At 38.5% G+C, this 25,596-nt stretch carries 23 protein-coding genes; 15 read left to right on the plus strand and 8 right to left on the minus strand.

Features of this window, described 5'->3' with window-relative positions; genetic code table 11:
* Positions 1–75 precede the first annotated feature (75 nt).
* The 4 genes from AOR04_RS20880 (at position 76) to AOR04_RS20895 (ending at position 4,311) form a co-directional block, all read left to right on the plus strand.
* Positions 76–1,290, plus strand: coding sequence for an EAL and HDOD domain-containing protein (locus tag AOR04_RS20880; RefSeq protein WP_007376348.1), 1,215 nt, complete (start codon positions 76–78; stop codon positions 1,288–1,290).
* 30 nt (positions 1,291–1,320) lie between these two features.
* Positions 1,321–2,391, plus strand: coding sequence for a DUF418 domain-containing protein (locus tag AOR04_RS20885; protein WP_096794664.1), 1,071 nt, complete (start codon positions 1,321–1,323; stop codon positions 2,389–2,391).
* A gap of 86 nt (positions 2,392–2,477) precedes the next feature.
* Positions 2,478–3,515, plus strand: a complete 1,038-nt coding sequence (gene rluF, locus AOR04_RS20890) for a 23S rRNA pseudouridine(2604) synthase RluF (protein WP_096794665.1) — start codon at positions 2,478–2,480, stop codon at positions 3,513–3,515.
* 463 nt (positions 3,516–3,978) lie between these two features.
* On the plus strand, positions 3,979–4,311 hold the full coding sequence (locus AOR04_RS20895; RefSeq protein ID WP_096794569.1) for a PBPRA1643 family SWIM/SEC-C metal-binding motif protein: 333 nt from the start codon (positions 3,979–3,981) through the stop codon (positions 4,309–4,311).
* A gap of 108 nt (positions 4,312–4,419) precedes the next feature.
* On the opposite strand, the gene AOR04_RS20900 is transcribed toward AOR04_RS20895, so the two are convergent.
* Positions 4,420–7,488, minus strand: a complete 3,069-nt coding sequence (locus AOR04_RS20900) for an efflux RND transporter permease subunit (RefSeq protein ID WP_096794570.1) — start codon at positions 7,486–7,488, stop codon at positions 4,420–4,422.
* Positions 7,489–7,490: 2 nt separating this feature from the next.
* A complete protein-coding gene (locus AOR04_RS20905) occupies positions 7,491–8,573 on the minus strand; it encodes an efflux RND transporter periplasmic adaptor subunit (protein WP_096794571.1) in 1,083 nt (360 codons plus the stop codon).
* Between the two features lie 122 nt (positions 8,574–8,695).
* Between AOR04_RS20905 and AOR04_RS20910 the strand changes: the two genes are divergently transcribed.
* A complete protein-coding gene (locus tag AOR04_RS20910; RefSeq protein ID WP_096794572.1) occupies positions 8,696–9,592 on the plus strand; it encodes a LysR family transcriptional regulator in 897 nt (298 codons plus the stop codon).
* On the plus strand, positions 9,582–9,893 hold the full coding sequence (locus tag AOR04_RS20915; protein WP_096794573.1) for an MGMT family protein: 312 nt from the start codon (positions 9,582–9,584) through the stop codon (positions 9,891–9,893). The genes AOR04_RS20910 and AOR04_RS20915 overlap by 11 nt, the downstream gene beginning before the upstream one ends.
* Before the next feature lie 57 nt (positions 9,894–9,950).
* Here the strand turns inward: AOR04_RS20915 and AOR04_RS20920 are convergent, their stop codons facing one another.
* The 5 genes from AOR04_RS20920 to trhA form a co-directional block, all read right to left on the minus strand.
* Positions 9,951–10,529: a DJ-1/PfpI family protein gene (locus AOR04_RS20920; protein WP_096794574.1), complete on the minus strand. Its 579-nt coding sequence runs from the start codon at positions 10,527–10,529 to the stop codon at positions 9,951–9,953.
* A 195-nt stretch (positions 10,530–10,724) separates the two neighbouring features.
* Positions 10,725–11,369 carry a hypothetical protein gene (locus tag AOR04_RS20925; RefSeq protein WP_232525552.1) on the minus strand — a complete coding sequence of 215 codons (645 nt, stop codon included), beginning with the start codon at positions 11,367–11,369 and terminating at the stop codon, positions 10,725–10,727.
* 18 nt (positions 11,370–11,387) lie between these two features.
* Positions 11,388–12,647, minus strand: coding sequence for an IS4 family transposase (locus tag AOR04_RS20930; RefSeq protein ID WP_157770536.1), 1,260 nt, complete (start codon positions 12,645–12,647; stop codon positions 11,388–11,390).
* A 48-nt stretch (positions 12,648–12,695) separates the two neighbouring features.
* Positions 12,696–12,977, minus strand: coding sequence for a hypothetical protein (locus tag AOR04_RS20935; protein WP_096794575.1), 282 nt, complete (start codon positions 12,975–12,977; stop codon positions 12,696–12,698).
* Between the two features lie 303 nt (positions 12,978–13,280).
* Entirely contained in the window at positions 13,281–13,910 is a 630-nt protein-coding gene (gene trhA, locus AOR04_RS20940) for a PAQR family membrane homeostasis protein TrhA (RefSeq protein WP_096794576.1), read from the minus strand.
* A gap of 219 nt (positions 13,911–14,129) precedes the next feature.
* On the opposite strand from trhA, the gene AOR04_RS20945 reads away from it, so the two are divergent.
* From AOR04_RS20945 to AOR04_RS20955, 3 genes are all read left to right on the plus strand, one after another.
* Positions 14,130–16,481 carry a TonB-dependent receptor gene (locus AOR04_RS20945; protein ID WP_096794577.1) on the plus strand — a complete coding sequence of 784 codons (2,352 nt, stop codon included), beginning with the start codon at positions 14,130–14,132 and terminating at the stop codon, positions 16,479–16,481.
* A gap of 93 nt (positions 16,482–16,574) precedes the next feature.
* Positions 16,575–16,928, plus strand: a complete 354-nt coding sequence (locus tag AOR04_RS20950) for a hypothetical protein (RefSeq protein WP_096794578.1) — start codon at positions 16,575–16,577, stop codon at positions 16,926–16,928.
* A 323-nt stretch (positions 16,929–17,251) separates the two neighbouring features.
* Positions 17,252–18,730 carry a cellulase family glycosylhydrolase gene (locus AOR04_RS20955; RefSeq protein WP_096794579.1) on the plus strand — a complete coding sequence of 493 codons (1,479 nt, stop codon included), beginning with the start codon at positions 17,252–17,254 and terminating at the stop codon, positions 18,728–18,730.
* A gap of 64 nt (positions 18,731–18,794) precedes the next feature.
* Here the strand turns inward: AOR04_RS20955 and AOR04_RS20960 are convergent, their stop codons facing one another.
* The gene (locus AOR04_RS20960) at positions 18,795–20,486 is read right to left on the minus strand and encodes an alkaline phosphatase D family protein (protein ID WP_096794580.1); all 1,692 of its coding nucleotides are present in this window, start codon (positions 20,484–20,486) and stop codon (positions 18,795–18,797) included.
* Positions 20,487–20,788: 302 nt separating this feature from the next.
* Between AOR04_RS20960 and AOR04_RS20965 the strand changes: the two genes are divergently transcribed.
* From AOR04_RS20965 to phrB, 6 genes are all read left to right on the plus strand, one after another.
* Positions 20,789–21,061 carry a hypothetical protein gene (locus AOR04_RS20965; protein ID WP_007376333.1) on the plus strand — a complete coding sequence of 91 codons (273 nt, stop codon included), beginning with the start codon at positions 20,789–20,791 and terminating at the stop codon, positions 21,059–21,061.
* Positions 21,062–21,296: 235 nt separating this feature from the next.
* Positions 21,297–21,875 (plus strand): LON peptidase substrate-binding domain-containing protein, encoded by a 579-nt coding sequence (locus tag AOR04_RS20970; RefSeq protein WP_008137099.1) that lies wholly within the window; start codon positions 21,297–21,299, stop codon positions 21,873–21,875.
* 68 nt (positions 21,876–21,943) lie between these two features.
* On the plus strand, positions 21,944–22,567 hold the full coding sequence (locus tag AOR04_RS20975) for a sigma-70 family RNA polymerase sigma factor (protein ID WP_002962457.1): 624 nt from the start codon (positions 21,944–21,946) through the stop codon (positions 22,565–22,567).
* Positions 22,560–23,240: a ChrR family anti-sigma-E factor gene (locus AOR04_RS20980; RefSeq protein ID WP_007376330.1), complete on the plus strand. Its 681-nt coding sequence runs from the start codon at positions 22,560–22,562 to the stop codon at positions 23,238–23,240. The genes AOR04_RS20975 and AOR04_RS20980 overlap by 8 nt, the downstream gene beginning before the upstream one ends.
* A gap of 8 nt (positions 23,241–23,248) precedes the next feature.
* The gene (locus tag AOR04_RS20985) at positions 23,249–24,202 is read left to right on the plus strand and encodes a YbgA family protein (protein ID WP_096794581.1); all 954 of its coding nucleotides are present in this window, start codon (positions 23,249–23,251) and stop codon (positions 24,200–24,202) included.
* Complete coding sequence (gene phrB / locus AOR04_RS20990; RefSeq protein WP_096794582.1) at positions 24,202–25,596, plus strand: deoxyribodipyrimidine photo-lyase; 1,395 nt, start codon at positions 24,202–24,204, stop codon at positions 25,594–25,596. The genes AOR04_RS20985 and phrB overlap by 1 nt, the downstream gene beginning before the upstream one ends.

The raw sequence follows: 25,596 nt of genomic DNA on the forward strand, positions 1-25,596 counted from the left end.
GCAAAGTTCAGTGACAATTGTATCGCTTTAATGTTTAATGACTTAGTCTGAAATAAAAAACAAGAAGTAGGTAATGTGTCTGTATTTGTTGCAAGGCAAGCAATATTTAATCGTCGTCAAAATGTAGTAGCTTACGAGCTACTTTTTCGTGATAGCCCTAAAAATTATTTTCCTGATATTGCAGAAGGCCAAGCGACCGCTCGTCTTATTATGGAGAATCAACTTAACTTAGGTACTCGCCATATTACATCAGGTAAAAAAGCACTCATTAATATTGGTCCTGAATCATTGAAGCTCGACTTATGCGCTTTTTTGCCTTGCCAAGATGTTGTAATCGAACTACTTGAAACCATTGAGCCAAACGATGATAACTACGAACTATGCCGAGGTTTATTTCATAGTAATTATAAACTCGCACTCGATGATTTTGTGTATAAACCACAGTGGGATCGTTTTTTAAAGCTCGTCAAATTAATAAAATTTGATATAAGAATGACACCGCTTAACGAAATACAACCCATCGTTAAAAAGCTGCAAGCACATAAACAAATAAAAATATTAGCCGAAAAAATAGAAACTCAAGACGACTATAAATTAGCCTTTGATATGGGGTTTGATTATTTCCAAGGTTATTTTTTTGCAAAACCCACTATGATCAAGCAAAACGATATCGATTATAATTATGGGTTAGTTGTCGCTATTTATGCTGAAATAATGAAGCCAAACCCAGATATAAAAGTTATATCTGGGTTGTTTGAGCTAGATGCCGCCCTTGCATATAAACTACTGCGTTTAATAAACAGTGGTGTTTTTCCTATACAAAGTCAAATATCGTCATTAAAGCAAGCACTTGTCTATTTAGGGCATGATCGTCTTAAAAAGTTTGTGAGCCTTATTGTTACCGCTCATACAGCAGGAAAAAAGCCTGCTGAGCTAATGCAGGTTTGCGTTGTTCGTGCTCGTTTTTGTGAGCTTTTAGCAAAAAATGTAGCAAAGAGCCAAACTGGAGAGGCTTTTTTAACCGGTTTATTTTCATTGCTTGATGCAATACTTGATCAACCGATGAGCTTACTCGTTGAAAAGCTGCCTTTTCCAGATGAGATAAAAGCTGCATTATTAAATGATAAAAATAACCTTTACTATATTTTAAATGTTGTTAGAGCATACGAAACTGGAAGCTGGTGGGCGTTAGAGCAAGCTGGGCTTTTGTTGAATATAGACAATGCTATACTGCCTGCACTCTACCAGCAGTCGGTCAATTGGGCCGACAGCTATAAGAACAATATTTAACGGACACTAGCTTTAATGCGCAATTACAATATGGACTTCATTCGTGGCATAGCTGTACTGGGCTTAGTTTACATGAATAGCTATGCTTTTGGTGTTTTTGAATTAGGCTACATTGCGCACAGTAATGCCCCTGTTAGTGACTCTATTATTTATATTTTTAGTACCTTATTTGTAGACGGTCGTTTTAGAACGCTGTTTAGTTTGCTGTTTGGGGCTGGGCTTTATATTCAATGGCAACGTTATAAGTCTGATGTGCAGTTAAAAAGTAGGCTTTACTGGTTAATACTGTTTGGTTTAGCGCATGGGTTTTTACTTTGGGCTGGTGATATTTTATTTGTTTATGGCATTTCAGGTTGGTTTACTCTGAAATACCTACAAAGCGATAATGCGTTACTTTTGAGGCGAGGTCTTGCATTTATTTTACTGTGTGGCATCACCACTGGGCTGGTTATGTATAGTGCACCTGTGGATATTATTTATCGCGACTCTCAAGATTTTATTTCTTTATATAGCCCACATTATTTTGATTATTTTATTTCTAATTTCGGTATGAATGCATTAATGGTATTTATAGTGCCGATAATGACCTTGTGGATGTGTGCAGGGATTATGCTCATTGGTATTTACTTGTATAAACAGGGGGTATTTAGTGAAGGCTTAAGCACAAAACAGCTAGTAACAATCGTTATTGCAACCACGATCTTGAGTGCATTTAGGCTCTATACCTCGCAATACAGTAGTGGCTTTATGTATGCCATACAAGAGTTAATAAATATGTTTGCGGCACTTGGAATGGCGACGCTGTATATTCATTTAATTGTTAAATTTTGCAATAACAGCGCACACGTTGGCAAGCTTATTCAGCAAACAGGGCGCTTAGCATTTACCTTGTATATTAGCCAAACACTCATGCAACTATTGTTATATAAAGTGCTATTTACACACTGGGTGCTCGGTTTTGATCGTATTGATTACTGGGTGCTGGCAACGGCATTAGTTGTAATGCAGCTCATATTTACCTTTATATACAGCCGCTATTTTAACCAAGGCCCGCTTGAATTTGTATGGCGTAAATTAACGAAAGCAAAAATTAATGCTTAAACACCTATAAATTCTAAATTAGGGGCGAAAAAATAGTGTGGGTGGTTTACACTACTCGCCTTAAAAATTACTACGCTATAAGTGCCATGACCGAATTAAAACGTTTAAATAAATTTATTAGTGAAACAGGATTTTGTTCACGCCGCGAAGCCGATAAATATATTGAGCAGGGTCGTGTCAGCGTTAATGGCTACTCTCCAGAAATGGGCGTAAAAGTAGCCGCTACCGATGTTGTATTAATTGATGGCAAGCCACTTAAAGCCACACCAAAGCGCGTTTATATCGCTTACAACAAACCCGTTGGTATTACGTGTACTACCGAAAGTAAAATTCAAAGTAATATTATACGAGCAGTTAACTATCCTACGCGTATATTTCCAATAGGGCGCTTAGATAGACCGTCTGAAGGGCTTATATTTTTAACTAACGAAGGCGACATCGTTAATAAAATTTTGCGTGCGGGCAATAATCACGAAAAAGAATACGTTGTTACGGTGGATAAACCGCTTAATCGTCAGTTTGTTACAAAAATGGCCAATGGCGTGCCTATTTTAGATACCGTCACTAAAGAATGTAAAGTCACGCAAAGTGGCCCTAAAGAATTTAAAATAGTACTTACCCAAGGTTTAAACCGCCAAATACGCCGCATGTGTGAATATTTAGGTTACGAAGTAGTTATGTTAAAGCGCACACGTATAATGAACGTAACACTAAAAGGTTTAAAGGTAGGGCAGTGGCGTCATTTGTCTGATACTGAAATGGCGCAAATAAACGACTCGATTTCTGACTCAGGTAAAACCCAAGAGCATTCGCTTGATGCTAACAAACAATCAGAAAATAATACGCCGTCGGCTCCCAAAAAACGTGATTTTCAGGGTGAAAATCCTCGCCGTTTTAATAAAGGCGAACAAAGTGGCGAGCGTAGTACTGAGCGAAATTCAAGTCGCAACTCTGAGCGTAGTAATGCTAATGGCGAGCGCAAAAATGAGCGCAGTAAAGCGCCTTATCAAAAGCGTTCTACCACGTATGTTGGTAAGCCAAAAAGTATTAAAGAGAACAACTCGTCTAATGCTAAATCAGACTCACAACCAAGCTCAGGCCGTATTCTCAGTTTAAAAAAATAATGTGCAGCTAAGTGGTGGTGTTATACCACTTAGCTTAATTAAGTGTGTTATTTTGAGGTAAGAAAATAGTGTCGATAACAAGGCAAAAATTTCTTATTTAGTTGTTATCAGTAATTGCCCCTGCATTGCTCTACCTTCTGCATCGATGCAGTCGTATATCAGAAGTTTTTAACACAGTTAGCGTCAGGCTTAAGCCCTCAAATTGATCAAGTATTATTACGGATTGATATTAGATACTAAAATGTCTCTAAGTTGAGTCAGCGTAATTTCACTCTATTACGAATTTAAGGTTTGTCTAAATCTCTATTTTAAATCCATTAAATAGCTTATTTATGTCGTTATATTAGGCGTATATACGCTAAAGCCTAATTTATATTGTGCATTAACAAGTACACTTAGTTATATGTTGGGTAAGCTGTTAAGATGCGCCGTCTTAATAATGTAGAAAGGTTATAGAAGTAGCATGTCAAAGTTTTTCTTTATGGGTAAGCCCGATATAATGGGTAAAAATAACAGTAATGGATTTGCGCCAAATCGTACTGCAAAGGTAGGCACAGAGTTGCACCCGTTAACGCTAATTGTAAACTCAGCTGAACGACAATCAGAAATAGAAGCAATACTAGAAGATCATTCGCTGTTTGCTTCGATTGGAATTAAAGCAGACGTACCAGAAGATATTCGCGAACTAGACTTTGCGCTTAGCAAGTCAACACCACAAGTATTTGATAAAGTACCAGAGCGTAACGCACCTTGTGTATGTGGTAGTGGCAAAAAATACAAAAAGTGTTGCGGCTAATTTATTAACCACTCAATATGTGGCCTTTCTTTTTTCATCGGTATTAAATAAAAATGCCACTGACCTTGAGCCAGTGGCATTTTTTATGTTAACCGATTAGATGTTTAACTACTTACGCGGTTCGTAATCAATTCTAAATATAACCGTGTAAAGTACTGGCACTACAATGAGGGTTAGTATGGTGGCAAAGCCTAAACCGAACATTATGGTTACCGCCATTGACTGGAAGAACACGTCAAATAGCAGCGGGATCATACCTAAAATAGTGGTTATAGCGGCCATAGCAACTGGGCGTACACGACTCACACCAGAGTCAAATACGGCTTCATAAGGCGATTTACCTTCCCTTAATTCGAGATTTATTTGATCGACCAACACAATCCCATTTTTGATCAACATACCGCTTAAGCTTAACAAACCAAGCAAACCCATAAAGCTAAATGGTGTATTCATAATCAATAACCCTGCACTTACGCCAATAATAGCAAGAGGCACGGTTGCCCAAATTACCAAAGGTTGTTTAACTGAGTTGAATAATAATACAGTTACTGCAAACATAGCTAAGTAACCCAATGGTAAAGAGCCAAATATTGCTTTTTGAGCCTTGCTTGATGACTCAAACTCGCCGCCCCATTCCAGTTGGTAACCACGTGGCAGTTCCATATTCTCTATTGGGCCGCGAATACGCGCAAATAGTTTAGCTGGGGTTTCATCGCCGAGTACATTATGATCGGCCATCACAGTAATAGTACGTTTACGGTCGCGGCGCATTATTAGGCTGTCTTCCCATTGTACAATAAACTCGTCTACTACTTGGGTTACTGGTACAAATACACCAAGTACTGGGCTGTATATTTGAAGGTCGTGAACGCTTTCTACGTTTAAGCGCTCGTTAGCTGGGGATCGTGCAATAATAGGCAGCAACTGCGTACCATCACGATATACACCTACTTGCTTACCTGACAAACTGGTGAGTAATATATCATCCAAGTCTGATTTGCTAATGCCTAAGCGGCGTGCTTTTTGTTCGTTAAACTGTGGGCGAATCATTTTGGTACGTGCGCGCCAGTCATTACGAATATTGTATGCGCCATCATCGTTACCAATCAGTTCTTCGGCTTTAGCGGCCAGTTGCCTTAAAATAACAGGATCAGGGCCCGAAAAACGGGCTTCTATTTTGGCATCGGTAGAAGGGCCTATTTCCATTGGTTTAATTTTAAGTTGTGCAGAAAGCGCATACTGATTTGAATAATCACGGACTTTTTGCATTATAGTGGCAACAGCTTCCCTGTCGGCAACACGAACAATCAATTGCCCATAAGCTGGGTATGACTTTTCTGGCGCGTAGGTAAGCATAAAGCGCGGTGCGCCTTGCCCTGTGGTACTTGTTATTTCTTCAACGAGTTCTTCTTTTTGTAAAAACGCCTCAAGCTGTTTAACTCCCTCAAGGGTTGAGCGAACATCAGAACCTTGTGCTTGCCAGTAATCTACATAAAACATAGGTGTATTAGAGGCAGGAAAGAATGACTGTTTTACAGAGCCAAAACCAACAACCGCAGTACACAGTAAAACAACCATTAATATAAGCGTGGTTTTTCTAAAGTGTAGAGAAAAATCTAATACAGCCTTATAGCCATTAAAAATAAAGCCTTTGTATGGGTCTTCATCTTCTTGGTCATTTTCGCCTTTGAATTGAGTTTCTTTAAACATCAAATTGGCAAAAAATGGCGTTAATGTAATAGCTGTTATCCAACTTAATAAAAGCGAAATAAACAGCACCCAAAATAAGCTACCGGCAAATTCACCACTGGCATCAGAGCTTAAACCTATTGGTGCAAACGCGGTTACCGCAATGACTGTTGCACCTAGTAAAGGCCACTTAGTTTGTTCAACAATATTAACTGCTGCTTTGAGTTTTGTTTGGCCACGTTTAAGGTTGATTAGTATCCCTTCGGTTACTACTATTGCGTTATCAACCAGCATCCCTAGTGCAATAATAAGTGCCCCAAGCGATATGCGCTGTAAATCGATAGCAAACAACTTCATAAATATAAACGTACCTAGTACGGTCAGTAGTAAAATACCACCAATTAAAATGCCGCTTTTTAGTCCCATAAACAAAAGCAAAACCACAATTACAATCGCAATAGCTTCAACCAAGCTGATAATAAACCCATCAACTGACTTTTCAACTTCTTTAGGTTGATTGTACACCGAACTAATATCAATGCCATGTGGTCGTTGATACTCAAGCGATGCCAAGTGTTCATCTATATGCTTGCCTATATCAACCACGTTAACACCAGAGGTAAATGACACACCTATTAGTAATGCTTGTTCATTATTGTAGCGAATAATATTACTTGGTACTTCGGCATATTCTCTGTGTACCTTGGCTACATCACCTAAGTAAATTAGCTCACTTGCGCCTGTTTTTGAAATCAGTAGCGTTTCAAGCTCTTTTACATTTTTAAACTCACCCGTTGGATGAAAACGGATTGATTCATCGCCAACGCGAATTTTACCCGCGTTTGATACCGTGTTTTGCGATTGTAAAAGTTGAAATATATGACTAGGAGCTATGCCTAATTGCGCTAATTTACGAGTCGATATCTCTACCATAACCTGTGCTTGCTGCTCTCCAGCAATGGTAACTTTACTAACCCCCTTAACAAGTACCAGCTCGCGCTTTAAATAGTCTACGTAATCTTTAAGTTCATCATACGAATAGCCATCGCCTGTAACCGAATACATCACACCGTATACGTCGGCAAAATCATCTAAAATTATACTTGGGTAGACACCAGTAGGTAATGAGGGGGAGAGATCATTAATTTTACGACGCATTTCATCCCATATTTGTCGCAGTTGTTCTTTACGGTAGGTGCTTTTCATTTCTACTGTAATTTGCGATTTTCCATTTGATGAAATTGACGTTACATAATCGACATAAGGTAATTGCTGAATCGCATTTTCGATAGGGAAGGTTACTTCTTCTTCAACTTGTTGCGGTGAAGCACCTGGGTACATGGTTATAACCATGGCCTTTTTGAGTGTAAATTCAGGGTCTTCTAATTGCCCTAAATCAAAATACGATACGCTACCACCAATTAATAGTAGCAACGTAAACATCCAGCTGATTACTTTTTTTTCTATGGAGAGTTGTGCAAAGCTCATTGTTATAAGCCTCGCTCTTTATTCCACGCGCGTACCTTCATTCCTTCTTTTATTGAGTGTACACCCGCAGCCACAACTATTTGACCTTCTTTAATGCCGCTTAGTACTTCAATGCCGTCGCGATGAAGTTGACCGATTTCTACCGCTTGCTTATGAACCTGACCTGTTTGCTCGTCGTAAAGCCAAACATATGCATTGTTTTTAATGGTTTCTTGGGGATCAGAAAAAACGGATTCGATAGGTAAAATTGTGTAAGCAACTTGTGAGTTAGTTACTTTACTCAAATCAATTAGTACACTGCCTGTCATGCCAGCAAGTAAATTAAAGTCATCGGGTACAGGCAGAGAAAAAACAACTTTATAAGTAAGTGTTGCAGGGTCTGCCTGCGTATCCCATTCTTTTATCGTTAAGGTGTATTCTTTGTCGTCGTAACCGTCAAATTTAACAGTAGGTTGGTAGCTAGTGCCTTTATTAAAGCGTGCAACTATTTTTTCAGGAACTTGTATTTCAACGTCCATTAAATCGCGGGTTTCTAAACGTAATATATTTTGCTTCGCTTGAATATTTTCAAAGTTTTTAACAAATACTTTAGCGACGATGCCACTAAAAGGAGCACGTAATTCACTGTACTCAAGGTTTGTTTGTGCAATTTTAAATGCTGATTCAGCAACTTGCATATCAGCAGTTGCTTTATCGAGCTCTGATTGGCTAGTAATTCGTTTTTCAAATAATTGTTCTATTCGGTTAAGTTGAGATTTTGCAAGTTCATACCTAGCTTTTCTATCATCATATTGCAATTCAAAATCTTCAGGATCGAGCTTTGCCAATAGTTGGCCTTTCTCTACATGTTCGCCTGCTAAGACAGGAAATTTTACAAGCTCGCCATTTACTCTAAAAGCAAGGTATGACCCTTGGTTTGCAACAACTTCAGCAGGAAAGCTGCGAATGTTAATTTGAGAATCATGACCTATGTTGAATAATTTAACAGGGCGAATGGGCTCTTCTTTAACTTGTTGTTCTGGCTCAGAACAGGCTATTAAGCTAAGTAAGGTCGTTGTTAATAAACATAGACGAAAGAGTTTCATGTCTTCTCCGTTGCAGTGATGGCAAAATAATTAAGTGCAGCATACGCTGCAAACATATAAAATAAAAATCATTAAATTTTAGAAACTCAATAAGTTTTACTTATAATGTTGCAGGGCGGTATATGAAGCTGAATCAATTAATAATTTTAGATGCCATAGTGCAAAGCGCAAGCTTAAGCGGAGCCGCATTAAAGTTACATAAAACGCAGCCCGCGCTTACACTTGCTATTAAAAAACTAGAAGAAAAAATAGGATTTGAGTTACTAGATAGAAGTAAGTACCGATTACAGCTTACTGAAAAAGGGCGTATTTTTCACCGCGAGGCGCAGCAACTCCTGCATGCGAACGGCGAGTTAGCACAGCTTGCTAAAGAATTAGCACTCGGGAATGAGCCCCAATTTAGAATTTGTTACGAACAACTTTGCCATATGCAAAGTTACAACGAGATCATAAGTAATATTTTTAGGTTGTTTACCAGCACGGAATTTAGCTTAACAAGCGGGAAGCGCTTTATTTCGTTAGAGCAAGTAAATAATGGGCAAGCCGAATTAGGTATTGGCCCGTGGTTTGATTTATTCCATGCGACAGGCGATTTAGAAAGCGTACCTATAGGCAGGCTCGATATTGGCATTGTCAGCGCTAAAGGCGTATTTCCTCAAAAGCTAACCTATAGCGAACTACAAACGTATCCGTGTTTAGCCATGTTTGAAAGTGACTTGAGTATCGACAGTGACAGGCTATCGTACTCAAAAGGCTCGGCCATGATGAAAATTGATGATGTATCGACCTTAAAATCGTTTTTACTCTCAGGTGCAGGTTGGGCAATGATGAGCCTAGAACACTGCGCTCCTGAAATAAAAGCAGGCTTACTTCAAGAAATACACATAACTGACCGAGAGCATAAATTTAGCGCACAAATTAGAGCCTTTAGACAACATGCAGTGCACCACGGACCTGTAGCGCGTACTATTTGGGAGCAATTTAAAGTACTTAGTGAGGCGTATTTAAATGAACGCTGATATTGATAAAGAAACACTTATTTATACTGTTATCGCAGGCATACCAATAGGTAAAGTGGCAAGCTACGGGCAAGTTGCAGCTCTTGCGGGCTACCCGCAAAACTCACGGTTGGTTGGGCGCTTATTAAAAATGATGCCAAACGACTCGGTTATACCTTGGCACAGGGTAGTGAATAGCCAAGGTAAAATATCATTCCCTGAAGGTAGCGAAAAATACCAAGAACAGCGCGAAAAGCTATTATCAGAAGGCGTATTGTTTAAAAATGACAAAGTAAATATGCGTGAGTGTCGGTGGGAGTGATATGACTATTATTGGCAGGTAAGTGCCACTTGCTGACTACGACGACTTAGCCTGTTGTTATGTGCATTTTTGCCAGTGATACTCCATTTGCTTAGCTGTTTGCTCAGCTAAATTTAATGTCGATAGTTCTGACACTAAGTGTAAACTCATATCAATTCCAGCTGATATGCCACCAGAAGTTATATATTTACCTTGAGAGACCCAACGATGATCACTCACAACATTTAATTTGGGGTAGGTAGCACTGAGATCGGCTATATCTTCCCAATGCGTTGTAACTGTTAAACCATTTAGTAAATTAGCTTCAGCTAAAATGAACGCTCCTGTACAGACAGATGCGACTCTTTTTGATGTACTAGCAACATTCGAAATCCAAGATATTACAGTAGGCTTTTTAACTTCCCCTGTATGTATACCTCCAACAACTATAAGCACATCAATATTCGGATGAGTCTCAAATGAGAAATGTCCGTGCACTGGAAAACCACCACGAGCTTGTACAACATCAGGTTTTTCAGAAACTAAAAATACATTCCAATTTTTATTGCCTAAACGATTTGCAGTGCTTAAAACTTCAAATGGTCCAGAGAAATCAAGAACTTCTGCATCATCGTATATGTATATTCCGATATTCATACTCTGTATACTCCATTACACATAACAATCTTAAAATGCGCTAATCACGAATACTTCTGTTGTTGTCACGCTCATTTTTCTGCTTTATATAGTTTTAACAAATTACCTAAAATATTACTCTTACTAAGTTTTCTATTATCTTTGGTAAAGTAGCCAACTGTTACGAATCCGACTTGATGGCCTTGTTAGCAAATATCAGCGACCTCTGAATTGTCGGAAATGCTCTTTTACTTTTAATTTCAATTCCAATATGTCTTTTTCCACAATAAGTAATTCTTTATGCTGTTCTTCGCCATTAAATTCATATGATTGTGAAACACTGTTCAGAATGCCATGAACTTTTGAGTTAAAGTTACCATAGGTAAACTCGAATTCTGTTAGCTCCTCATTTGTAAGTAAAGACTGAACAAAATCTACATCTTTACGATACCGTTCTATAGATTCTCTAAAAGTATCACGGCTCTTATTCTTTGCCTTGTTGTGATCATCGTAATAGCAACGTGTATTACCTGAGAGATGCTCATCTTCATAAACACCCCTGTACACTTCAATTGCACTGATACAATCAAGAGCTATTTCCTCAAGTTTTTTGAATGCCTTAAACCTTTCACCGTGGCTAAATTGATACTTCCATGTATACAAAGCTAAAGAAGCGATTAATGCGGTAAGCAAAGTACCAATTCCCGAGATTACACCGAATGCCTTATAAAGAGCATCGAGAGTGGTCGAATTAGCTTTTATAGTAAAACCAACAATAACTCCGATACTTAACAACGACAAACAAAAGAATAAAATACTCCCTTGAATATTGAAGCTTCTTATATTTTTGGTTCTTAGCATCGGTTCATAGCTTAGTTCTTAAGGAACACAGACCGTGTGACTTCCTATCTTAAAACGGCAAATATCATTGTTTTTCTCAATGCTTTGCCGCTTACAATTTACCGCTAGTAGCTCAAATACACGATGTATCTTATGGCTGCACCGTGTTTGTTCTATGCAATCCAGAATATCATCCAACCAAAGATAACTGCACTTACTCGCTCTAAATGTCGAGATCGCACACTTAAACATACCCGCTGCACTATGGCAGATAAAACGCTTGATAAGTGTTTGCAGTATGCTCAGCCAAACCAATGATTCGGCAATATGAGGATCTCGTGTGATGAACCCTTTAAGGTTATTCCATGACTTTAGTTCTTTGAAAAACAACTCAATTTGCCAACGAGTTGCATATATATCGAGTAGTTCGTCAAAGCTAAACTGTGCCTCTTTTAAATTAGTAACAAGGAAAACGGGGCGCTTTTCATTCGGTAAATAGATAAGCCTGTACTCGGGCCCATTTTTCTTCCAACGTACTGTTAATTCAAGTGGTTGGCTTGCGAATTTATCGAGTAACGTTTTGATTTTAATGTTCTTTTCTTTAAGTTCTATACCCGCGCAATAAGCTGATGTAACGATTGGGTTAATGTTTTTATTTGCTCTGATCAAAAAATATCCGCCATCTTGAGCTACTTGCTCAAAGTAATCTAAGTCAAAATACCCAGCATCAGCAAGTAATAACGTATCTTCAAGTGTGTGGCTACCTGGTAAAAAGGCGCGCTCAGTTTCAACATCAGGACGAATATCTATTTCGCAGGGTTGTTCATTAAATAGGTCATAGGTAACGTGCAACTCAATTGCGGCAGGACTTACAGCAGTAAAACGACCAGCAAAAACCTGCGCTAATTCATCATGTAGAGCAAATGAAGAACCATCTTGCAATAACACTCGCTGTACTCCTCGCTGGGTAAAAAAGGTTTTATCCAGCGTGTTTACAGTCAATTTAGACATCGCTTGAATAACGAGCTCACGGACAAGCTCAGTCAAGGCTGGTTTTCGAATTTGATTATGAAAGGGTTTATAACTTATCGTGCAATTAGCCTGCGTTCGCAAGTTTTGATGGATATCTGACAAGTTAGCGTCTTGCAGGCAAGATAAGCTTTTAAACACGGCTTTGAGCAGAGAAACGATCGACAGGCAACGGTGTCGAACTTGAAATCCAGAGGTTTTTGCAAGCTCAATGAGGTGTTTTTCTGAGATAAGGGCTTTTAATTGGTTTGAAACTTGGTTAATCTGCATGTGAACTCTGTTTTTAGTCATGTTTTTATTGGCGTAACTATTTGATCATTAACAGAGTTCAACTTCAAGTTTTCTTAAGATCCAACCTATGAGCATCGGTTCAGATAAATGTTTTCTTTTACTATTTTCAGGATAGTAGGCTATTACAATATAAAAAATAAAGGCAGACATATATGCCAATGATAGATTTACAGAAACGTTAGCGAGTTTTGCTCCTCCAGCAAAAATTTCAACTTGATCTGCGCAGATAAATTCAAATAAAGTAATAGTGAATACGCTAATGAAAAAAAATACAGACAACATCTTATTCATTACAAGAAAACGATACATTTAACTTCCTATATTGATGAGGCCGTTTATAACGGTTTGCTAACAACTTATTGCACACCGTTTTGGTAGTTTATAACACACCAAAATGGCGTATATTACATACTCTGATAATTTCACCAATAATTACCTTTGTAAACATGTAATTAAAACAGCTAGGAATCAAGCATGTTAATTTGTCTCAGAAAGGCGGTTAATAATGTTATCGTACAAAATTAGGCTCCTACTCAAAGGTGTAGGAATAAATTTAACTTTTTAGTGTCCGCTATTCGCTCAAACCAGACCATATTAATTGGCTATACCAGCTCAATAAACATAATTACTAATTGAAATATAATGGCAAACACACCCTGCAATAACAAATAAGTGCCAAATTGCGTGGCTAAATTGGGTGCTTTTAGCACTGTAAAAAAAAGTGCCTAAACTATAAAAAATGCCGCCGGCAAGTAGCCAGTAAAGTGCTTTTACATCAACACTTGAATAAAGCGGATAAACAATAGCCAGTGCAAACCAACCCATGAGTAAGTAGGTGGCGAGTGATATTTTTTTATTACCGTTTTTTACAAATACTTTGTATGCAACGCCTGCTAGTGCCACAGTCCAAATAAATGCAAGTGTTGCCCATGACCAAGCACCGGTTAATGAGATTAATAAAAAGGGAGTGTAGGTGCCGGCAATTAATAAGTATATGGCGCAGTGATCGCACTTTTTATAAAAGGCTCTTAAGCGCGGTTGAATACTGGCATGGTACAAAGTGGATGACAAAAATAGTACAAATAGACTGCTGCCATAAATTACAGTACTAATATACGCTTTAGTGCTGGTGGCTTGGCTAAATAAATCCCACATAACAAATGCGGCAAATACAATACCAAGTGCATGGCTAATTACGTTTAGTTGTTCTTCTTTTTTAGAATAGGGCGCTTCTAACGACATAACAGATCCTACCACTATTTGAATGAATTTTAGTGTACAAGTGTACGCTGAGTTTTTCAATATTATAATTTTTATATGAATACAATAATTTATTGTTTTTCATAAAGTTGAAACATCAATTTAACCAATGCGTAATTAATAAGACGTAAAAAAGTCGTAATAGTTCGTTAGATTACTGGTAATTCCTAAAAACAATTAACCGGACGAACAGTGAAAAACATGAAAAATAAATTAAAAACACGGCCTTTTCTTAAACTTACTAAATTGTCTGTGGCGATGATTTGCGTTACATCAACAAATAGTTTTGCAGATCAAACCATAAATAAAGAACTTGATGAAATAGTGGTTGTTACTCAAAAGCGTGCGCAATCAATACAAGATGTGCCTGTAACAATAAGTGCCTACGATGGCGACTTTTTAGAAAGCTTAGGTATTGGCGAACTCGACACTTTATCTGAAATAACACCAGGGCTTGTTATTCAAGAGCAAAGCCCTAACAACCCGGGCTTTGTAATTCGTGGTATTACGTCTGATAGTGGGTCGTCTCAATCATCACCTCGTGTGTCTATTTATTATAACGGAGCAGATGTATCACGCTCTCGTGGCTCGTACTTTGAGCTTTTTGATGTAGAAGGAATTGAAGTTGTTAAGGGACCACAAGCAACACTGTTTGGAACAGCAGCTTCTGTGGGGGCTATTAGTGTAGCAACACGTAAACCAGAAAAAGATTTTTCGGCTCAATTAAAAGCATCCGTTGGTAATTACTCGGCCAAAGGTGTTAGTGGTTTTGTAACGGGTGGTAATGATTTAATGCAAGGCCGTGTTGCTTTTACTTATCGTGAACGTGATGGGTTTATAAAAAATATTGCAGGAGATAGTAACTCCCAAAACCCGGCTGGGTTTAAGCAAGATGATATGCATGCTATTGAGCGTTTTTCTTATCGTCCGTCTTTACGTATTACACCTAGTGACGATGTAACGATTGATTTGGTGTATACGTATGAAAAAAATGATGACTCGGGTACATCTTTTAAAAATGGGCTTTATGCACCAACCGGTGGTGATACAAGCCCATATAGCTTTGTTGAAATGCCAGGTAGTCCGTATGCAGAGTCTGTGTTTGGAAAAAAAGACTTAGGTGTGGAGCGCACAGTTAACGATTTAAATTTGACTGTAAATTGGGATGTAAGTAACGATTTAACAATCACCTCAATTACCGCAGGGCGTAACTTTGATTCTTTAGAAGTGTTTGATGCTGATGGTACGCAGGCATGGTTTTTAGAATTTGCAGAAGCTGCTGAGGGCGATCAATTTAGCCAAGAATTACGCGCTGTTTATACGCAGAATAAGTTTACTAGTATTTTTGGTGTGAGTTACTTTGAAGAAGATGGTAGCCAGCGTATTCCATTTAGTACAGAGGAGTCTATATTCTTAAATTGCTTAGGTGTATTGGGCTCAGGTGTTCCTTGTATTAATAATGATGGTAGCGTTAATATTTTAACGCCAGCATTAACAGGTGGTGCAATAAACGAGTTGCCATATTCATTAGAGTTTACAAACTATGGTGAAAACAAAGCGTACTCAGCGTTTGCTGATGTAACTTATGCTGCAACTGAGGCACTGGAGTTAACAGCGGGTCTTCGTTATATAAAAGAAGAAAAGCGCAGTGGTTATAGCTCTGCTGCACCCAATAGTGTTTTGACGCAAGCGCCATTGTTTACGGTTGATACTAATGGTGAAACATTCTATGGCGATGCTGATTATGATGATTGGCTGCCACGTTTTAATGCGCTTTATATAATAAACCCTACTACAAATATGTATGCGACTGTTTCAAAAGGGCGTCGTTCGGAAGTACTTGAAGTAAGTTCGGCTAACGATGAACAAGGGAATGTCGAAGCCTCAATATCAGAAGTTCCAGCGGAAATTATTTGGAACTACGAAACCGGTATTAAAGGTAAAGCACTTGACGGGCGTTTAGATTACTCTGTCGCTGTATTTTATCAAGATTACTCTAACTTTCAGGTTACGTTACAGGATGATGAAGGCGTTGCGTTTTCTGCAGATGCGGGCTCTGCCACTAATGTTGGCGCAGAGGCTGAAGTAAGGGCGTTAATTAATAATGAGTTTGAGATATTTGCCAATGCGGCTTACCTTGATGCTGAAATAGATGATGACAGTAATAACGGTAACCTCGCAGGCAATAAATTTAGATTACAACCAGAGTGGACATTTAGTACGGGGCTGTTTTATTCAACAGAATTGTCAAACTCACTTAATTTAACGAGCTCTTTAATATATAGCTACCGCTCTGAAGTGTTTTTTGAGCCAGCAAATGCGCCAATATCAGGCTTAGATATTAGCCAACCAGGGCTTGGATTAGTCAGTGCGCGCTTAGGAATTGCGAGTGGTGATTATTGGGCTGTTAGTGTATTTGCCAGTAATTTATTAGATAAAGAGTACTTAGTTGATGCTGGTAATACTGGAGGAGGATTTGGCAACCCAACATTTGTTGCAGGAGCACCTCGCTTTGTTGGTATTGAGTTAACTCTCGGGTTTGGCGGACAATAATACATTTAACTACTTGATATTTTAATTGAGCCACTGCAAAGTGGCTTTTTTATGTGACCACTTTAAAAAGTGTAATTTCTATATTGGATAAATATGAAACCAGATCTTAAAGCTGCTTTACTTACCGCCATTGTTTATCCTGGAGCGGGGCATTTTTCTTTAAAAAAACACCTTATAGGCGCTATTTTTGCGGGGGTATTTTCTGTTCTTTTAATTTTAACCTTTCAAGATATATTTGCGATTGCACAGTGTACTGCAAATGAAATTGTACACGGAAAAATCCCTATGTCGGTTACGGCCATTCTAAAAGCCGCGCAACAACCTTCTGACGCCTGCGCCCAATTCGCTGAATATAAGTATGTGCCTTTAATGATTGTTATTTGGGTATTGAGTATTGCAGATGCCTATCGTTTAGGACGTAAGGTGTTGCCCAATATAATTGACTGAAATGTATGCAAGGTGGTGTTTCTTAATCGATGGCTACCTATTTACTCTACTTAAACATTTTATTTTTACCTAATGTAAAAAAAGTGTAAAAAACAATATATCCCCGACAAAATCTTCGAACTTCGTTAAACATGCCTTTTATTCTCCTTTTCCTAATTCACGGCAGTGCTTCGTGAATTTTTTGTTCAGTTAATGTTAATAATAAGTTGGTACTTTTAACTTACGTAAAATATAAATGACACTTATTTTGTATTGTTTTTTTGCGGTTTTACTTTATTACATCAGCGAAATGACGACTGATAACTTCAATTTAAGGAAATATTATGAATAACAGTTTAATTAATCACAACAAAAGGAACTTTAAAGTGACGAGCTTATCGTTAGCTTTATTATTAGGTTGTTCAACAATGGCTAATGCCGCTGTTGAGAAATTAACGGTTAGCGGTAATCAAATTCTTGCTGGTGGTGAAAATACGAGCTTTGCAGGTACCAGCTTATTCTGGAGTAACACGGGGTGGGGGGCTGAAAAATTTTATACCGCAGAAACAGTAGCACGTGCTAAGTCTGAATTTAATGCAACATTGATTCGCGCGGCAATAGGCCATGGGTCAAGTGCTGGTGGTAGCTTAAATTATGACTGGGATGGGAATATGAGCCGTCTTGATACTGTTGTAAATGCTGCTATTAGCGAAGATATGTACGTTATTATTGACTTTCATAGCCATGAAGCACATACAGATCAGGCTACTGCCGTTCGATTTTTTGAAGACGTAGCTACAAAGTATGGGCAATACGATAATGTTATTTATGAGATTTATAACGAGCCGTTACAAATTTCATGGGCTAACGATATTAAGCCTTACGCCGAAACTGTAATTGATAAAATTAGAGCAATCGATCCTGATAATTTAATTGTGGTTGGTACACCAACATGGTCTCAAGACGTTGATGTGGCATCACAAGATCCGATAGATCGCGCCAATATTGCTTACACTCTGCACTTTTATGCTGGCACGCACGGACAATCATATCGAAATAAAGCGCAAACAGCACTCGACAACGGTATTGCATTGTTTGCTACAGAGTGGGGGACAGTTAATGCTGATGGCAATGGTGGTGTTAATGCTAATGAAACAGATGCATGGATGGCATTTTTTAAAACAAACAATATTAGTCACGCTAACTGGTCTATTAATGATAAAAACGAAGGGGCTTCGTTATTCACCCCTGGCGGCAGTTGGAATTCATTAACCGCTTCAGGCACTAAAGTTAAAGAAATACTCACTGGATGGGGTGGCAGTACCGTTGCTTTAGACTCTGATGGCGATGGTATAAGTGACAGCCTTGATCAGTGTGATAATACTCCTGCCGATACAGTGGTTGATAGTATTGGTTGTGCGGTAACTGATGCCGATGCTGATGGTATTAGCGATAGTGTTGATCAATGTCCAAATACACCTGCAGGGGAAACTGTTAATGATGTAGGTTGTGCTGTTGAAGTAGTTGAACCACAAAGTGATGCGGATAATGATGGAGTGAATGATGATATTGATCAGTGCCCAGATACACCCGCTGGTACAAATGTTGATGCAAATGGATGTAGCGTTGTGAGTTCAACCGATTGTAATGGTATTAATACATACCCTAATTGGGTGAAAAAGGATTATTCGGCCGGTCCATTTACACACAATAACACCGACGACAAAATACAATATCAAGGCAATGCATACAGTGCAAATTGGTATACAAACAGCCTTCCAGGAAGTGATGCTTCGTGGACGCTTCTTTATAGTTGTAATTAAGCGCGTTTAATAAAATAAACGAGAAGGTAAATAATGTGTTTACCTTCTCTTTTTATACAAAATGTTAGCCCTTATAGACACTTTGGTGTTGAGCAGCAATGTTGTAGCTTGGAGAGTTTATGTTATCTATATAGCGCCAATCGGTTGTGATTTGCTCTTTAGTAATAGTCAGTAACATATACCCACGGTGTGATAAGTCACAATAGTTTAAGTCGTTTATTAACAATGAAAGCGAGTCAGCCATCTGCTTTGCTTGTGCTGTATTAAGCGCTAAATAATGCTCCATACCCGGGGATGTAACACCAGGTGTTGCAAATTCTACTCCCACACTTTCGCCTTTTGCATTTTTTAATGTGCCATGCCACGCATTGTGCGTATCACCTGCAACCACTACTAACTTTTTATTTAATGCGGTAACGCTTTTGTATAATGCTTCGCGCTCGCTTGGGTAACCATCCCACGCATCTAAATTATAAGGCATTAAAGTATTTACGCGTGCGAGTTGCGCGGGTGTTACCGCTTTATTAGCTAACACGGCTTTTTTAATGGCAACAAGCTCTTTTAATACCAGCGGGATTTTAGTGCGATCGGATTGCGAGAATATTTCAGTAGGCAGCCACATTTTGCTCATGAGTACTTGCTGCCCTAATACTTGCCACTTTGCATTTGACTCAGTTATTGCACTCGTGAGCCAGTTTAGTTGTGTGTTACCTAGTAACTGCCTTTTTGGATTATTTAAATCACTGACAAAGCGCGCAATATCCATTTGCTTGGTCTCGGGGTTTTTATAGTCGCTGTAAGCGAGTTGTTTATCGCGTGCTATTACGCGCGTATCTAGCATGTGTAAGCTTATTAAATTACCAAAATCAAACGTGCGATATATTTGCGGGCTTTGTTCGCCCATAGGCGGTCTAATTGGCAGCCATTCGTAATAGGCTTGAATAGCCGCTGCGCGACGCTTAAAAAAGTCACCTTCATTAATGTTGTGATTTTCCGCGCCATTTTTGTATGTATCATTAGCAACTTCGTGGTCATCCCATATTGCAATAAAAGGCGCTGCTGCGTGAAGTGCTTGTAGGCCTTTGTCTGTTCTATAAATTGCATAGCGTTTGCGGTAGTCGCTTAAAGTAATAATTTCACCGCTGTTATCGGCAGCTAATTGGCGGCCAATTTTTTCAGCATTATCAGTGGCGTATCCACCCATTGGGTACTCGTAAATATAGTCTCCTAAATGCAGTACTACATCTAAATCCTTTTGCTTGGCGGCATCAGTGTAGGCATTAAAGTACCCAGCAGGGTAGTTTGAGCACGACACAACAGCCATTTTTATTTGTTCAACATTACTTATTGGCAGTGTTTTAGCTCGGCCTATAGGGCTTTGTGTTTGCAAACCCATAAAACGGTAAAAGTATTCGGTATTTGGTGCAAGATCTTGCACGTCTATTTTTATAGTAAAGTCGCGGCTTTTATCTGTTTGTTCGTAACCGCTGCGTAATATATTTTTAAAATCAGGATCACTTGCCAGCTCCCATGAAACAGTCGCAATGGAAGATGGTTGAGAGGTTGTGGCTCGCGTCCAAATTATTAAAGCATTACTTAGTGGATCACCACTGGCAACACCATGCTTAAACTCAATTGCTGATAATGGTCTGTCAGCTAGTGTTTGAGCGCAGCCTGTTATAGCGCTGGAAATAGCAACGGTAAATACACTGGCTACTGATGTTTTTAAAAAACCACGACGAGATAAGATAGACATACTGCACTTTTCAATTATTTATAGTAATGGAACTTTAACGTTTAGATATGACGTTTTTATAAACGCTAAATGTATTTACTGTGACTTTTATTAACGTGGGTAAATAGATCTTAATTATTAACCAAATATTGGTCAAAAAATAAAATTAAGTGGTTAGATTAATAGAGTGTGAATTTTTGAAATTAATTAAATTTATAAAAACCTATTTAATTACAATACTTTAATTTTTATTTTCATGTTGGCACAACCCTTGATTATATAACTTCGTCTAATCAAACAATATACAAACAAGGAATACCATTATGAAACATTCAATTAAAATCGCTATGGCAAGTTTATTAGTATTAGGTTCTGCGCAAGTACACGCAACAGAAGTGGACCTAGATGTTACTGATATATTAGCTCAAAGTGTAACAAGCTACGTTAAGCAAACAACATTCGAACTTGAAAAGTCATTAAAAGAAACGCTTTATTTTGATGCTAAAACTGTTTTAGTTGGAATATTAGATGAGGCTGTTTTAACCGAGAATACTGCGTCTAAAAATACTGACGCGAGTGTTAAAAACGTTAAATAAACCATTTAAAGGATTAAAACGATGAGCAGTGAATTTGGGTTATTTGCTTTAATGTTAGCGCCAGTAGCCAGTATGATAAGTGCATATTACTCAGTCCAAGTACTAAAAAGCATGGGGAGCTGGTTTAATATTTAACCAATGGTGGAGTAGGTAATTAATTCGATTCATGCAAAGCTGATCGACTTAGCAAAAGCGCACGTAAGTAAAGGCAGAGTGTTTGAAATAAGTAGACTTTATGAAACGTGCGATTTTTCCATTACCCATTTTTATGTTACCTGAAGGTTATACGCGATTACGCATATTTGAGCCTCGCTATTTAAATATGGTTAAAAACGCATTAAAAAATAATACAGGGTTTGTGCTTTGTACATTCGAGCATGACACGCCTTTTAATATAAGTGCGCAAGGTTGTCTTGTTGATATTATCGATTTTGATCAAGACGATAACGATGTATTATTAATTGATGTATATGCATCTAAAAACGTGCAAATTAATGATGCTTACCAAGACGAAGACGAACTGCGACATGGGCTGGTATCGCCTTGTAAGACGCCTTATTGGTACAAGGACATTAACAACTCAATTGGCAAACATTACCTATTACATGATGCGCTTTTAAACGTCTTTGAAAGTAATCCGGAACTTAGTTTACTGTACAAAAAAACTCATTTTGACAAGTTGCCTTGGATTGCAGCACGTTGGCTTGAGCTCCTGCCTATTTCTATCGAGAAAAAACAGCAACTTGCGTTTGAAACGAACTTTGATAACTTACTGAATTTCCTCCATACTGTGATTAATAACGAATTTGCCTAAATTTTATGATCCTAAATTAATTATTGCCCGTATTACTTAATACAAAAGCAATAACGGGATAAATTATTATGGTAAGTCAACAACAGTCACCACGTTGTGAACCTAATACAGGTAAGTACACTGCCATGCCAGAAACGCCGAGTAAAGAGCTCATGCAAGCGCTTATAGACGTTGCGCAATCACGCGACAAAAAAGCGTTTTCCTATTTATTTGAATATTTTGCGCCAAAAATTAAACGCTTTGGAATTAAGCAGTTTGGTGTTGAAGCTCAAGCAATGGAGCTTGTTCAAGAGACGTTAACGTCTGTTTGGCGTAAAGCACATTTGTATCACAGTGATAAAGGTGCAGCGACTACGTGGGTTTATACCGTTATGCGTAATGCTTCATTCGATATGCTTCGCAAAATGAAAAGTAACAAAGAAGAAAACATAAGCGAAGATATTTGGCCGTTATTAAACGAATCACAAGATACACATCACGAATACAGTGATCATTTAGAAGACAAGCAAATTAAACGCTATTTAGACAAGCTACCAATCGCTCAACGTGAAGTGGTAAGAGGCGTTTATTTTCAAGATATGTCGCAAGAGCAACTTGCACATCAACTTAACATTCCAGTAGGCACGGTAAAATCACGGTTACGTTTGGCCTTGCAAAAATTACGTAATGAAATGGGAGATCAGCATGATTAAACATCACCCGAGTGAAACTTTACTGACACAGTATTGCGATGCATCACTTGCTACATCACTGAGTTTAGCCGTTTCTATACATGTAGATATGTGCCCTGTGTGCCAAGCTAAAGTCGCTAAAATTGAAGCAAGTAATGCAGACGCGTTATTTAGTGAAGAGCCAGTCCAATTTGAGACAGTTCAAACAGAGCAATCTGAGTTATTTGAAGACTTTGAATTGAATGTTCTTGATATGATCACATCTGATGATTCTATCGACGAAGTTTATGAGGTAGAGCCTGTTTCTATTAAAGTAAATGAACATAACTACCAGCTTCCACGTGCTTTAACGCGTATTTCTCATAGTAAATTTACACAAGTTGGTAAGTTAGCGCGATCTCGAGTTTCGCTTGATGATGGTGCGCTACGTTCTAGCCTGTTACACATTGATGCGGGTGGTGAAATACCAGAGCACACGCATACTGGATTTGAAGTTACTCTACTCTTAGATGGTGAGTTTAGTGACGAAGATGGTAGTTACGTACCAGGCGACTTTATATGGCAAGATGGTAGTCATCAGCATACACCTTTAACGAAAGACGGGTGTTTGTGCTTTACAGTTGTCAGTAGTGCGCTACATTTTAATAAGGGCTTCAGCAAGTTACTAAATCCAATAGGTAATTTGATTTACTAAGAGAATATATGCACACAGATATAATAAAAATAGGTATAAGCGCCTGTTTAGCAGGCGAAAAAGTTAGATTTGATACGGGTCATAAAAAATCAAATTTTTGTATGGATGAGCTAGGTAAACACGTTGAATACACACGGTTTTGTCCGGAAGTAGCTGTTGGTTTACCGATACCTCGCCCAACTATTCGCCAAGTTAAAGTGGGCGACACTATTAAAGTATGTCGCCCAGATGGCACTGGCGAAGTAGGTCAGCAGCTTACCGAATATGGTAAAAAAGTTGCAACAGAACAAGCTAAAGAGTTGAGTGGATTTGTATTTTGCGCGAAAAGTCCAAGTTGCGGTATGGAACGCATTAAAATATACAATGAAGCAGGCACGGGTAATACCTCAGAAGGCGTTGGTTTTTTTGCTGAGCAAATAATGAAGCACAACCCATTATTGCCATGTGAAGAAAACGGGCGTTTAAACGATATTCATTTACGTGAAAACTTTGTAATGAGAATTTACGTATTTAAAAACTGGCAAAAGTTAGTACAAGAGCCGCTTACGGTTCACAAGCTTACTCAATTTCACTCTCAGTATAAGTATTTGTTGATGGCTCATAATTACCAAGCTTATCGTGATTTGGGTAACCTGCTTGGAACGTTTGTAGGTGACGATATAAATGCAGTTGCTGATGAATATATTTTAGGTTTGATGACAGGTCTTAAAAAGCCAGCTTCTCGCAGAAATAATTGCAATACGCTAATGCATTTACAAGGCTACTTTAAAACTGATTTATCGAAGGTTGAAAAACAAGAACTTCGTGATGCGATAGATGAATACCGCGAAGGATTGGTGCCATTGTATGTACCACTTACCTTGTTAAAGCATCACTTGAAAGTTCATCCAAATGAGTACCTCGAAAAACAAGTGTTTTTTAACCCATACCCTCACGATTTAAAACTACGATTTGGTATTTAATGGATACATTATTTTGGTTTAGGCGCGATTTGCGCCTTTTTTCTAACGAAGCGTTAATTCAAGCGCTAAATGATGGCGCTAAACACGCCATTTTTTTTGTGTCTGAAAAGCAGTGGCAACAACACCAAGCTGCGCCTATTCAGATTGACTTACTCAAGCGCCGAGTTACTTATCTTCAATCACAACTTGCTGATTACGGTATTACTTTACATATTATTGAAGCGCCTAGCTTTTGTGATTGTACGCGCGAGCTTATTAACTTTTGTAAAGCAAACGATGTAAAACACGTAATTGCTAATACAGAATATGAGCTTAATGAAGTAAACCGCGATAAAGCAATTTTGCATAAATGCGATGAGCTTTCTATTACTTTTACTTTGTACGAAGGTGATTTAATTGCGCCTGCAGGCTCAGTCAAAAATCAAAGTAATGAAATGTATAAAGTGTTTACTCCATTTAAACGTGCATGGTTAAAGCAGTATCAAGATACACACTTTAGTTTGCCACAATGGCCTTTAACTTCTGACCCTATTGAATTTGACGAGAGTGATTTACTAAAAAATGATGGGTGCTCAGATAAGTGGCCGGTTGACGACGAAACACTCTCTACCGTAGTTGATAATTTTATATGCGACAAACTTACAAGTTACGACGACCAGCGTGATATTCCCAGTGTAAAAGGCACATCGGGTTTAAGCCCGTATTTAGCACTAGGTATTGTAAGCACAAAGCAACTGCTTATTAATATTCAGCAGCGTTATCCTGATATTTTAACTACATCAAAAAGCAAAACGTTTACGTGGATTAACGAGCTTGTTTGGCGCGAATTTTACAGGCATTTAATTGCTGAATTTCCGAAGCTTTCGCGTGGCGATAACTTTAACGAAAAGTATAACGCTGTAGTGTGGCGTAAAAGCGAAAGCGATTTTAAAGCATGGTGCGAAGGGCGTACAGGTTACCCGTTAGTGGATGCAGCAATGCTACAACTTAAGCAAACCGGTTGGATGCATAATCGTTTACGAATGGTTGTTGCAAGCTTTTTAACTAAGCATTTATTAATAGACTGGCGTGAAGGTGAACGCTTTTTTATGCAGCACTTAATTGATGGCGATTTAGCCTCAAATAATGGTGGTTGGCAGTGGGCTGCAAGTACGGGCTGTGATGCTCAGCCTTATTTTAGAGTTTTTAATCCTATCAGACAAAGCGAGCGCTTTGATCCAACGGGCAAGTTTATCCGTAAGTATTTGCCAGAGCTTGAAAACGTGCCAGATAAACACATTCATTTTCCACACACTTATTTAGCCGCAACAGGCAAAGATAAGGAATGTTACTGGCCAGCAATAGTTGATCATAAAGCGGCACGAGAACGTGCACTTGCTGCATTTAAGGTGTGA

This window comes from Pseudoalteromonas sp. 1_2015MBL_MicDiv (assembly GCF_002407505.1).
GTDB classification, from domain to species: Bacteria; Pseudomonadota; Gammaproteobacteria; order Enterobacterales; family Alteromonadaceae; genus Pseudoalteromonas; species Pseudoalteromonas fuliginea.

What these genes read in the sequence shown, in the direction of transcription:
- AOR04_RS20900 (WP_096794570.1), bottom strand. Translation starts at nt 7,488, where the DNA reads ATGAGCTTTGCACAACTCTCCATAGAAAAAAAAGTAATCAGCTGGATG.
- phrB (WP_096794582.1), top strand. Translation starts at nt 24,202, where the DNA reads ATGGATACATTATTTTGGTTTAGGCGCGATTTGCGCCTTTTTTCTAAC.
- AOR04_RS20925 (WP_232525552.1), bottom strand. Translation starts at nt 11,369, where the DNA reads ATGCTAAGAACCAAAAATATAAGAAGCTTCAATATTCAAGGGAGTATT.
- AOR04_RS20920 (WP_096794574.1), bottom strand. Translation starts at nt 10,529, where the DNA reads ATGAATATCGGAATATACATATACGATGATGCAGAAGTTCTTGATTTC.
- AOR04_RS20965 (WP_007376333.1), top strand. Translation starts at nt 20,789, where the DNA reads ATGAAACATTCAATTAAAATCGCTATGGCAAGTTTATTAGTATTAGGT.
- AOR04_RS20930 (WP_157770536.1), bottom strand. Translation starts at nt 12,647, where the DNA reads ATGCAGATTAACCAAGTTTCAAACCAATTAAAAGCCCTTATCTCAGAA.
- AOR04_RS20955 (WP_096794579.1), top strand. Translation starts at nt 17,252, where the DNA reads ATGAATAACAGTTTAATTAATCACAACAAAAGGAACTTTAAAGTGACG.
- AOR04_RS20910 (WP_096794572.1), top strand. Translation starts at nt 8,696, where the DNA reads ATGAAGCTGAATCAATTAATAATTTTAGATGCCATAGTGCAAAGCGCA.
- AOR04_RS20945 (WP_096794577.1), top strand. Translation starts at nt 14,130, where the DNA reads ATGAAAAATAAATTAAAAACACGGCCTTTTCTTAAACTTACTAAATTG.
- AOR04_RS20935 (WP_096794575.1), bottom strand. Translation starts at nt 12,977, where the DNA reads ATGTATCGTTTTCTTGTAATGAATAAGATGTTGTCTGTATTTTTTTTC.
- AOR04_RS20980 (WP_007376330.1), top strand. Translation starts at nt 22,560, where the DNA reads ATGATTAAACATCACCCGAGTGAAACTTTACTGACACAGTATTGCGAT.
- rluF (WP_096794665.1), top strand. Translation starts at nt 2,478, where the DNA reads ATGACCGAATTAAAACGTTTAAATAAATTTATTAGTGAAACAGGATTT.
- AOR04_RS20950 (WP_096794578.1), top strand. Translation starts at nt 16,575, where the DNA reads ATGAAACCAGATCTTAAAGCTGCTTTACTTACCGCCATTGTTTATCCT.
- AOR04_RS20985 (WP_096794581.1), top strand. Translation starts at nt 23,249, where the DNA reads ATGCACACAGATATAATAAAAATAGGTATAAGCGCCTGTTTAGCAGGC.
- AOR04_RS20885 (WP_096794664.1), top strand. Translation starts at nt 1,321, where the DNA reads ATGGACTTCATTCGTGGCATAGCTGTACTGGGCTTAGTTTACATGAAT.
- AOR04_RS20905 (WP_096794571.1), bottom strand. Translation starts at nt 8,573, where the DNA reads ATGAAACTCTTTCGTCTATGTTTATTAACAACGACCTTACTTAGCTTA.
- AOR04_RS20960 (WP_096794580.1), bottom strand. Translation starts at nt 20,486, where the DNA reads ATGTCTATCTTATCTCGTCGTGGTTTTTTAAAAACATCAGTAGCCAGT.
- AOR04_RS20915 (WP_096794573.1), top strand. Translation starts at nt 9,582, where the DNA reads ATGAACGCTGATATTGATAAAGAAACACTTATTTATACTGTTATCGCA.
- trhA (WP_096794576.1), bottom strand. Translation starts at nt 13,910, where the DNA reads ATGTCGTTAGAAGCGCCCTATTCTAAAAAAGAAGAACAACTAAACGTA.
- AOR04_RS20975 (WP_002962457.1), top strand. Translation starts at nt 21,944, where the DNA reads ATGGTAAGTCAACAACAGTCACCACGTTGTGAACCTAATACAGGTAAG.
- AOR04_RS20970 (WP_008137099.1), top strand. Translation starts at nt 21,297, where the DNA reads ATGAAACGTGCGATTTTTCCATTACCCATTTTTATGTTACCTGAAGGT.
- AOR04_RS20895 (WP_096794569.1), top strand. Translation starts at nt 3,979, where the DNA reads ATGTCAAAGTTTTTCTTTATGGGTAAGCCCGATATAATGGGTAAAAAT.